The organism is Baaleninema simplex PCC 7105, from assembly GCF_000332355.1.
Taxonomy (GTDB): domain Bacteria; phylum Cyanobacteriota; class Cyanobacteriia; order Cyanobacteriales; family Geitlerinemataceae; genus Baaleninema; species Baaleninema simplex.
On sequence record NZ_KB235958.1, the window covers coordinates 2,484,013 to 2,493,320 of the forward strand.

The following is a 9,308-nucleotide window of genomic DNA, read 5'->3' on the forward strand; positions in this document are numbered from 1 at the left end:
CGATGCATTTGCAGTATCCAGACCAGCCACTTTAAGATCCCAATTTGCTTCTCATTGAGATGGATGCGCAGAAAATCTTGGTAGAATGTCGGTAGCATTTTTTTGTTGGGGTGGCCGCAAACGCCACCCTCTTTTTTGGGACTCCTCTATTCTCTCAAACAATTGTCCCGTCTGGCTTCCGTCTACCTTGTCACCCTCTCAGAGAAAATTCATCGATCGTTGACATTTTTTCAAAATACACAACTAACCTCCAAACTAACGCAAGTTCGGTAACAGTTCGGTCCAAATCCCAAAAAAGCCAATCACAATCAATAAAGTTCCCGAAAAGCGATCGAGCCATTGATGGCGACTCGCAAGCCATCGGGTAAACCGTCGCTGGAACGTTTGTGTGAAAAGTGGTAAGACGAGCAACGGCCAGCCAAAGCCGAGTCCAAAGACAAGGGCATATAATAACTGGGGGGCGAGGGTGGAAATGGCAAGATTTCCCGAATTATCTACACTCAATAAAAATGCCGCTGTTAAAATCGGCCCGGTACAAGGAAGTGTCATCGGCCCGAACATCAAACCATATAAATAGGCGGTTGCGAGGGGATTGCTGACGACAGGAGCTTGAGCGATCGCTAGTTTTGAAAATGGATTGTAGCCGAACAACATCACGATACCAAAGGCAATGACTAATCCATACACAACGGGTAAAATGAAGGGTAAAATCGCGCTAAAAGAACGACCGATGCTAAACAGAAGAAATCCGATCGCACCCATCATACTTAAAATTCCCGCTAAAACCATGACGCCGAGCAATATTGACAGGTGGCGTGATTTTGCGTTTTGACTGTTGCTGCTGAGAAAGGCGATCGTTCCCGGATATAACGGCAACATACAAGCATTGGTTAAAATTGCACTGTTACCTAACACAAAAGCCTGAAGAAGCTGTGACATGATGCTTGAGTTAAAAAATATAGGTTCGATAATTATTTATAGAGTCTTTGTTGGTAAAGACTCTATAAAATTTAACCGAAATTTGACGCGATCGCTCGTGTAACAACACTCACGATAACTCGCTTTCCCAAAAAAACTTACTCTTCGCGAGCTTTTTCTAACTGACTCACCAAAACATCGGGTTCTTTGAATCCTGTCGAAAACTCCGAAACTTCACCATTTTCCGAGATGGTAAATTGAGGCGTGTTTGCGGTCGAAAAGATACCTTGACCGAATCGCTCGTTCAACGTTTGAATCGTTTCGGGAGTCGCCACTGCAAACACCCAATCGTATCCGTTCGTTTCTGCAAATTGCTTCAATTCAGCATCAGACAATCCCGAATCGAGACTGAGGCTCACAAAAACGTATTCGTCCGAATTTTTTAACTGTTCGTAAGCTCGGACAGTATTTTGATGCTGTTTCTGACAAGCCGAGCAAGTTACAGACATGACTTCGACCGAAACTGTTTTTCCTCCGAAATCAGCGAGGGTAAATTCCTCGCCGGTATTTGCATCGACGAGAACCAAGTCAGTCAGTGACGTTTTTTCCATCGAGGCGTTAGCCGTTTCGGAGGGAGTTGTTTCAGCCGTCTGGGAAACGTTCGACTCCGCCGCTGGGGGATTGGGTTGACCCGAACAGGCGGCGAGTAACATGAAACTCGCGATCGCTAGACTGGTAGGTACGACACGCACGATCCGATCCTCCGAATATTGAATGCTTTCATGGGTCGTACGAGCGATCGCCGCACTTGGATTTCTCGAGACTCGATCTCGAAACGGCGATCGCTAACTGGAACTCGAATCTCGACCTAAAATTTTCCGCAACACCGCTAGGGTAATGGCGTAAGTGGGTTTGACACCGATTTTCCCCAAACTTCCCGAGGCGAGGGTACTTCCCGTTAACAAGGGATTGTCCGAAGCGTAGTAGGCATAGCGCAAAATAACGTTTTCGTCAATACTTTTGCGAATTTTAGAAGCCGCTTGAATGGCTTTTTGTAGGTGTGCGCCTTCCATTTCCAAGCCGATAACGTTCCAAGAAGAACTTTTAAAATATTCGAGGATATCGGCGTTTTGTAAAGAGGTTCCGAGAACCGTGACCATCGCTCCCTCAAAGACGGGAATACCACACTCTTTTAAATCCTCGATCGCCAAATCGTTTTCGATAGGATAGTTATCGGCAGTGCCTTCAAAAATATGTGCGGTAGGAACCATCAAATCGCCTTTTTGTCCCGCTAAAATTCCCGCTTTTCCCAACACAGAAATCGAGCGAACGTTGAGTTTGTGAGACGCGCCGTCGAATTGATAGGGTTTGAGCAGCTCGTCCATGATTTCAAACGCTTGTTCGCCAAAGGCATAATCCATCACCAACAAAACGGGTTTTTCTCGTTCTACCTGTTCTCGATCGATCTGAAGCTCCTCCGAAAGGCGATCGAACGGCAACTGGGACGTATCGATAATTTGGACGTGAACGTTCGTCCCCGCACGGTCTTCGAGAAAATCCATCCCGTGTTGGCTGGCAAATTCCCGCACCTCTCGGTTCAACCGCGCACTCGTCGGCGCACTCAACTCCAACGCCAAGGCTTCGATGGTTTTTGGCGATTGCAACATTTGCGGCGATCGCCCCAATAAAGGAAAAGCGAACAACGCATTGAGAACGCTGTGCAAATTGGCACTAATGACGTGTAACGGACGATTCCAAAGCTGTTTTTCCATCAGGAAGGCTTTCACGTCGTTAGCCCAGGTTTCCCCGTGGATGTGGTGGCCGATGCGCTCTCGCAACGTAGGACTGAAGACAACTTGCTGGGCGTATTCCGGCTGTCTGGCTTCCATCGCGTTACGTCCGAGCCAGTAAATAATATGAAACAGACCGTTATTGTTCGCGCCGCTTTGACTGAAGCGGTGATACGCCTGCACCGTTTCTTCAAAAGTGCGTCCGAGGAGCGTACTCAAATAGGAAAAGGCGCGATCGCGCCAGTCGGCGTCTTCGATTTTGCCCGGATTCTGCGATCGCTGTCGCGACTCCACCGCCATCATCTCTTCGAGTTTCAACCATTCCCGCGTCGGGAGATCGTCCTCGAGGGCGTGTTCCTTAATTTTTTCCCCCTCCACGTGGAGAAACGTTAAATGGGTCAAAATATCGTAAATTTCGCTGCGCCCCCGCGTCACTTCAATCAGCATCGTTTCCTCGTCGATACGGTAGCAGTTGCGCCGACGCTTGGCCGGAACGATAGTTTCAAATCCCGAATCTTCGTATCCCTCAGCAGCAATTAACTTGACGAAACGGCATTGTTCGATCCCGCGCGGTAAACGTTCGATGACGTAAGCCAAGCCGTCGAGTTCGACTTTTTCAGGATCGGCGATCGATCCGTAAATTTCCGGTTGCAGGGTTTTCAGGGCTTCCACTAAGGCTTGACCGGATACGCCACCGGGTCGGTAATGACCGCGCACGAACAGGTGACGCATGACAACATAAAGCCGTTCGATCGCCGCGCGAGACTCCTGAGCGCGAGTTCGAGGGGGAATCGGAATCGTCATGGGAAGGGGCAAAATAACGAATTGCCTTCGATCTTAAAGTGTTGCGTCGCTTTGATACGGTGTTTTTTGAAGAGGGCGATCGCCCCTCGCGAGACGCCGCCCCCGTATGAGACACTAGAGTCTCTAGCAGTTACCCCCTCGATCGACTCGTCCCAGGGCATGAGGCACGCACGAGAATCCGCAAAAGACTTAATTTGGCAGTTTTGGCCGACCTTACCCATTTATCCCTACGGTCAACGGCGAACCCTCCGTCACGAGGTCGTCAACAACGCTGTATGGACGTTCGACCAACTGCAAGGCATTTTCTACGTCACCGTCCCCATTCGCATGACGGTGGTGAAACTCGACGAGAGGGGATTGCTGGTATACGCTCCCGTTGCCCCCACTCGGGAATGTTTGCGCCTTCTCAACGAGCTGGTGGCGCAACACGGCGACGTGAAATATATTATCTTCCCCACTTCGTCGGGGTTAGAACACAAAATTTTCGTCGGCCCCTTCGCGCGGTGTTTTCCCCAGGCGAAGGTGTATATCGCGCCGAGTCAGTGGAGTTTCCCGTTTAATTTACCGTTGAGTTGGCTCGGGTTTCCCAAAAACCGCACGTTTATTTTGCCCGAGGAAGCCAGTCACGCGCCGTTTGGAAGTCAGTTTGACTACGAGATTTTGGGGCCGGTGAATTTGGGAACCGGGACGTTTGAGGAAGTGGCTTTGTTCGATCGCCGATCGCGATCGCTGTTGCTCACCGATACCATTGTTTCCGTTCCTGAAGACCCTCCGGCGATCGTTCAGTACGAGTCCTATCCGCTGTTGTTCCACGCCAGAGATACCGCCGCCGACGAGTTCGTGGATACGGCGGAAAACCGTCGTAAAGGTTGGCAGCGGATTTGTCTGTTTGCCTTTTATTTTCAGCCCAGCGTTCTCGAAACGCGCAATTGGGGGCAGGTGTTTCGGGAGTCGGCGACAGCCAAGGATCGATCGCGGCGGGGCTATTTCGGCTTGTTTCCCTTTTTGTGGAAACCCGATTGGTATCGATCGTTCGAGGCGTTGCGCGGTGGGGGGCGTCCGTTTGTTGCCCCAGTGTTACAGACGTTGATTCTCAACCGAGCGCCCAAGGAAACCTTGGATTGGTGCGATCGCGTGTCATGCTGGGGCTTCGAGCGTATCGTTCCCTGTCACTTCGACGCGCCGATTTCCACCACGCCCCAACAGTTTCGCGAGGCGTTCTCGTTTTTGGAAAAATATCCCCAGTGCGATCGATCGTTACCCGACATCGATTTACAACTGTTGCGCGACATCGATGCGAGGTTGAACCGTAGCGGGTTGGTTCCGCCTGCGAAGGAACGGGTTTGAAGGTGCGATGCGGTGGTGGGATGATGAGGAGAGAGATGCGATCGAAGTCAAGTCAAGACTATATCCGCGTCACGCACCGCCCCCAACCGACAAATGAGATGATGCGGTGATGAGGAGAGATATGCCACAAACGCTGACTTTACCGAAAATGGGGTGTGGAACCTGGGCGTGGGGAAACCGCCTGTTGTGGGGCTACGATGAAAGTATGGACGCCCAGTTACAAGCCGTGTTTAACCTCTGCGTGGGAAACGGCGTGACCCTGTTCGATACCGGAGATTCCTACGGTACGGGGCGGTTGAACGGACGCAGCGAGACGCTATTGGGACAGTTTGCGCGAGACTGTCTGGCACCGAACCGCAACAGTATTTGTATCGCCACCAAACTGGCCCCCTTTCCCTGGAGACTGACGCGACAGGCGATGATTTCGGCTTGTGACGCCTCGGCGCGGCGGTTGGGGCGAAACGTCGATTTAGTTCAAATGCACTGGTCTACCGCCAATTACGCCCCCTGGCAGGAATGGCCGTTACTCGATGGGTTGGCGGATTTAGTCGATCGCGGTTGGGTTAAAGGCGTAGGACTGTCCAATTACGGACCGAAACGATTGCAGAAAGTATATCGCCGATTTCGCGATCGCGGCGTTCCCATCCAAACGTTACAGGTTCAATATTCCCTACTTTCGACCTATCCCGTCACCGAATTGGGATTAAAAGACCTTTGCGACGCCCTGGGCATTCAACTGATTGCCTACAGTCCCCTGGCTTTGGGTATGCTGACGGGGAAATATTCAGAAAAACAACTGCCGCGAGGCTTGCGGGGACTGCTGTTCAAACAGATTTTACCCGGTGCGCGGCCGCTGTTGGGCTGTTTGGAGGCGATCGCGCGATCGCGCCACAAAACTATCTCTCAAGTGGCGATTAACTGGTGCATCGCCAAAGGCACAATTCCCATTCCTGGCGCCAAAACCCTCGCCCAAGCCCAGCAAAATATCGGGGCGTTAGGGTGGCAGTTAGACTCGGGAGAAATCGCCGAACTCGACAAAGCCGCCGCTCGCGTTCCCAAAACGATGGTTCAGAATAACTTTCAAACCCGGTGAGGTTTTTTAGGGAACGGGGAACAGGGAACGGGGAAGTTGTAGGGTGCGTGACTTGAAAAATCGGGTGTCGATCGTGAGACCGATCGCTCTGTCACGCACCGCCAATGTACACTAGGTTTCAAGAAGTCTTCACCACAGAGACACAGAGGACACAGAGAGGGACTTGTCGGGTTGGGCAAAACCAGTATTTGAGTCCTCGACTCCGCTCGGACTCAACGCTTCGACTCCGCTCAGCGTTGAAATTCGGATTCCGTATGACTTGAAAAATAGGGTGTCGATCGTGAGACCGATCGATCGTCACGCACCGACAATGTATTTTCCCAATCTCCCCCTCTCCTCACCTCGTCTCGTAATACGCCAGGGGATTTTCTGCCACCCAGCCGAGATCGGAGTTGCTGCGAACCTCGAAATGGAGGTGGGGTTGGGGACTGTCGGGGGTTCCGGTGATGCCGACGGTTCCGATGCGATCGCCCGCTTCGACGGTTTGACCCTGACGCACGTCGATCCGCTCGAGATGGGCGTAGCGGGTTTGGCGTCCCTGACGGTGGTTGATGACGACGAAGTTGCCGTAAGGGTTTCGGGTTCCGGCAAAGGCGACGGTTCCCCCTTCGACGGTTCGCACGGGCGTCCCCACGGCAGCGGGTAAGTCGAGGCCGCTGTGAAACACCACGGAGGAACTGCGGGGCGTCAACACCCAGCCGTACCCGACGATCGCCTCGACGGGGTTGGGAAGGGGATACACGGCAAAAGCACTCGCCCGTTTTTCGGCGATGGGCGTTTCGACTTCTTCTGATAAAGGCGACCAATTGACACCCGGTACGAACGCGGTGTTTGACGGCGGCTGACAGCCGTTGACTTCAAACAGGGTATCTGCCCGGATATTGTATTCTTCGGCTAAGTCTTGCCACGTCGTCCCGGTAGAAACGGTAATGCGAATGCCGTTGAGGGGGGGAACGAGGATTTCTCGTCCGACGGGGAGGCGATCGCCCCGTAAGATGGGATTCATCCCCAACAATGTCGCTGGAATCAGATCGTACTGTTCGGCAATACTGTCGAGCGTTTCGCCCGGTGCGATGGTATGTCGCCGCATTTGAGACAAAACAGAGGGCGGACAGGTATTGCGGGGTGTGCCGATACGAGGAAACCCCAAATCGGACTCGGATTGTGCGATCGCGCGACCCCCCATCAAGAGGGCGATCGCGACCGATACAACGGAAACACGGCGAAAATTCACGAGTTTTTTCACTTCAAAACACGAGAACAGTAGGGTGTGTGACGCGGCTGACCAATGTGGGCGAAGTCAGGTTCATGGACTGTTACCGCGTCGCGCACCGCACCCAACCGGAAGATGATGAGATGGGGAGATAGCGAGAAACGGTGGAGTGACTGCTGAGGAGTCGGTGCGTGACGGGTTGGCTGGTAAAGCACGAAACTTCTCCTGTTTTTAAGTCACGCACCCTTGTATGTGGGTGGTGTGCATTGGCGGTGCGTGACGATTTATCGGTCTTACGGATTTACACCCCATTTTTCAAGTCACGCACCCTACGACTCTCCCTTTCTCCCCCTCTCCCTTTCTCTCTATAAATCCCGGTGCGTAAACGGTTTCGCATCCCGTCCGGAGTAGGTGGCGGCGATGTGACCGTCTCCAACGGCTTGATATTTATAGGTCACCAGCCCGTCTAAGCCCACCGGACCGCGCGGGGGGAGTTTTTGGGTACTGATGCCCACTTCCGCGCCGAATCCGTAGCGGAAACCGTCGGAAAATCGGGTCGAGCAGTTGTGGAACACCCCGGCGGCATCCACTTGGCTGAGGAAGAGGTTCGCGGCGTCGTCGTTTTCGGTGACGATCGCGTCGGTATGGCGGGAACCGTAGGTGTTGATGTGGTCGATCGCAGTTTCGAGGGAATCCACGACGCGCACGGAAAATACGAGATCGTTATATTCGGTGCGCCAATCTTCCTCAGTGGCTTCTGTCATGTCTGCGATTTGACGCGCCGCCTCGTCGCCGCGCAGTTCGACACCGCGATCGCGCAACGCCCGAACTGCTTGGGGTAAGAAGGTTTCGGCAATGTCGCAGTGAACCAAGAGGGTTTCTGCGGCATTGCAGGCGGCGGGATACTGGACTTTGGCATCGACGGCGATCGCGATCGCTTTCTCTACCTCAGCCGCTGCGTCCACGTAGACGTGACAGATACCGTCGGCGTGACCTAATACTGGAATCCGGGTGTTTTCCTGCACGAACCGGACAAAGGCGTTAGAACCGCGCGGAATAATCAAATCCACGAATTCGTCGAGTTTGAGAAGTTCGGCAATTTCTTCCCGCGTCGTCAGCAGTTGAATCGCCTCGGATGTCAATCCCACGTTTTCCAATCCGCGATGGATGGCGGCGACGATCGCCTGACACGATCGCACGGCTTCTTTTCCACCTTTGAGGATGGCACCGTTTCCCGATTTAATCGCCAAACTGGAAATCTGAATCACCGCATCGGGACGTGCTTCAAAGATGACGCCGAGAACGCCCAGGGGACAGGTGATGCGTTTGAGAACGAGTCCGGTGTCGAGTTCTCGGTGGAGTTGCACCGCACCGACGGGATCGGGGAGATTTCCGACGCCGCGCACTCCCGCGATCGCGCCGCGCAGTTTGGTTTCGTCGAGTTTGAGGCGATCGTAGAGAGGTTTGGGGATTCCGTCGGCTTTGGCGGCTTCGCAATCGGCGGCGTTGGCGGCCAAGATTTCGTCTGAGGCGGCGTCGAGGGCGTCGGCGATCGCATCGATCGCCGCGTTTTTGTCGGTGGTGGACAGGGTTCCGAGATGTCGCGCCGCTTGGCGGGTTTGGCGGGCGCTGTCGGCGAGGGAGTCTGATGCGATAGCAGAAACGGTCATCGTGTTCGATCGATGGGGCTGAATCGTTGGATTACTCTTTCTTCAGTGTACCGTCTGAGGGATGTGGGGCGATGATGAGGTGGGTTGACACTCCCCAGCTGTCACGGCGTGGGGATTCTTCCTTCAACGATCCGACTTGCTCTGACAGGTTTGCACCAGCCAAAGTAGCGGTCAAATCTCCAGAAGCGTTCACCTCGACTGCGCTCGGTGAGCGAAGCCGAACCGAAGTTCCGGTATGCCCTACCGTACTCAAGGCAGCGTTCAGGATGTTGATGGCGGCATTGTGGTCTCTGTTTAACTCAAAACCACACCGACAAACGTGAGTTCTCGTCGAGAGAGATTTTTGAACGATCGCACCACAACTCGAACATTTTTGAGAGGTATAGGCAGGATTCACCGCCACGGTAATCTTGCCAAACTTCTCTCCAAATTGTTCGAGCCACTTCCTAAACTGATACCAACCCGCATCATCC

The 9,308-nt window shown here is 53.2% G+C and carries 9 protein-coding genes; 2 read left to right on the plus strand and 7 right to left on the minus strand.

The features are described from left to right. Positions 1–255: 255 nt before the first annotated feature. The 3 genes from GEI7105_RS0112960 to GEI7105_RS0112970 all read right to left on the minus strand — a co-directional run bounded on the left by GEI7105_RS0112960 (position 256) and on the right by GEI7105_RS0112970 (position 3,512). Positions 256–939: a cytochrome c biogenesis CcdA family protein gene (locus tag GEI7105_RS0112960; RefSeq protein ID WP_083862377.1), complete on the minus strand. Its 684-nt coding sequence runs from the start codon at positions 937–939 to the stop codon at positions 256–258. A gap of 137 nt (positions 940–1,076) precedes the next feature. Further along, the gene (locus GEI7105_RS0112965) at positions 1,077–1,670 is read right to left on the minus strand and encodes a peroxiredoxin family protein (protein ID WP_144053789.1); all 594 of its coding nucleotides are present in this window, start codon (positions 1,668–1,670) and stop codon (positions 1,077–1,079) included. A gap of 93 nt (positions 1,671–1,763) precedes the next feature. Beyond that, on the minus strand, positions 1,764–3,512 hold the full coding sequence (locus tag GEI7105_RS0112970; RefSeq protein ID WP_017660886.1) for a DUF6909 family protein: 1,749 nt from the start codon (positions 3,510–3,512) through the stop codon (positions 1,764–1,766). A 159-nt stretch (positions 3,513–3,671) separates the two neighbouring features. Here GEI7105_RS0112970 and GEI7105_RS0112975 point away from each other — a divergent pair, with 159 nt between their 5' ends. Both GEI7105_RS0112975 and GEI7105_RS0112980 read left to right on the plus strand, forming a co-directional pair. Beyond that, positions 3,672–4,859, plus strand: coding sequence for a DUF4336 domain-containing protein (locus tag GEI7105_RS0112975; RefSeq protein ID WP_017660887.1), 1,188 nt, complete (start codon positions 3,672–3,674; stop codon positions 4,857–4,859). Positions 4,860–4,980: 121 nt separating this feature from the next. Beyond that, positions 4,981–5,952 carry an aldo/keto reductase gene (locus GEI7105_RS0112980; protein WP_017660888.1) on the plus strand — a complete coding sequence of 324 codons (972 nt, stop codon included), beginning with the start codon at positions 4,981–4,983 and terminating at the stop codon, positions 5,950–5,952. Between the two features lie 337 nt (positions 5,953–6,289). Here GEI7105_RS0112980 and GEI7105_RS0112985 read toward each other — a convergent pair whose 3' ends face one another. From GEI7105_RS0112985 to GEI7105_RS34880, 4 genes are all read right to left on the minus strand, one after another. Further along, positions 6,290–7,186, minus strand: coding sequence for a LysM peptidoglycan-binding domain-containing M23 family metallopeptidase (locus tag GEI7105_RS0112985; RefSeq protein ID WP_026097631.1), 897 nt, complete (start codon positions 7,184–7,186; stop codon positions 6,290–6,292). 82 nt (positions 7,187–7,268) lie between these two features. Beyond that, positions 7,269–7,409, minus strand: coding sequence for a hypothetical protein (locus tag GEI7105_RS38450; RefSeq protein ID WP_158413203.1), 141 nt, complete (start codon positions 7,407–7,409; stop codon positions 7,269–7,271). Positions 7,410–7,530: 121 nt separating this feature from the next. Beyond that, positions 7,531–8,859, minus strand: coding sequence for a glutamate-5-semialdehyde dehydrogenase (locus GEI7105_RS0112990; RefSeq protein WP_281167017.1), 1,329 nt, complete (start codon positions 8,857–8,859; stop codon positions 7,531–7,533). Between the two features lie 7 nt (positions 8,860–8,866). Continuing rightward, positions 8,867–9,308, minus strand: a 442-nt coding sequence (locus GEI7105_RS34880; protein WP_144053920.1) for an RNA-guided endonuclease InsQ/TnpB family protein, incomplete at its 5' end; no start/stop codon positions are given.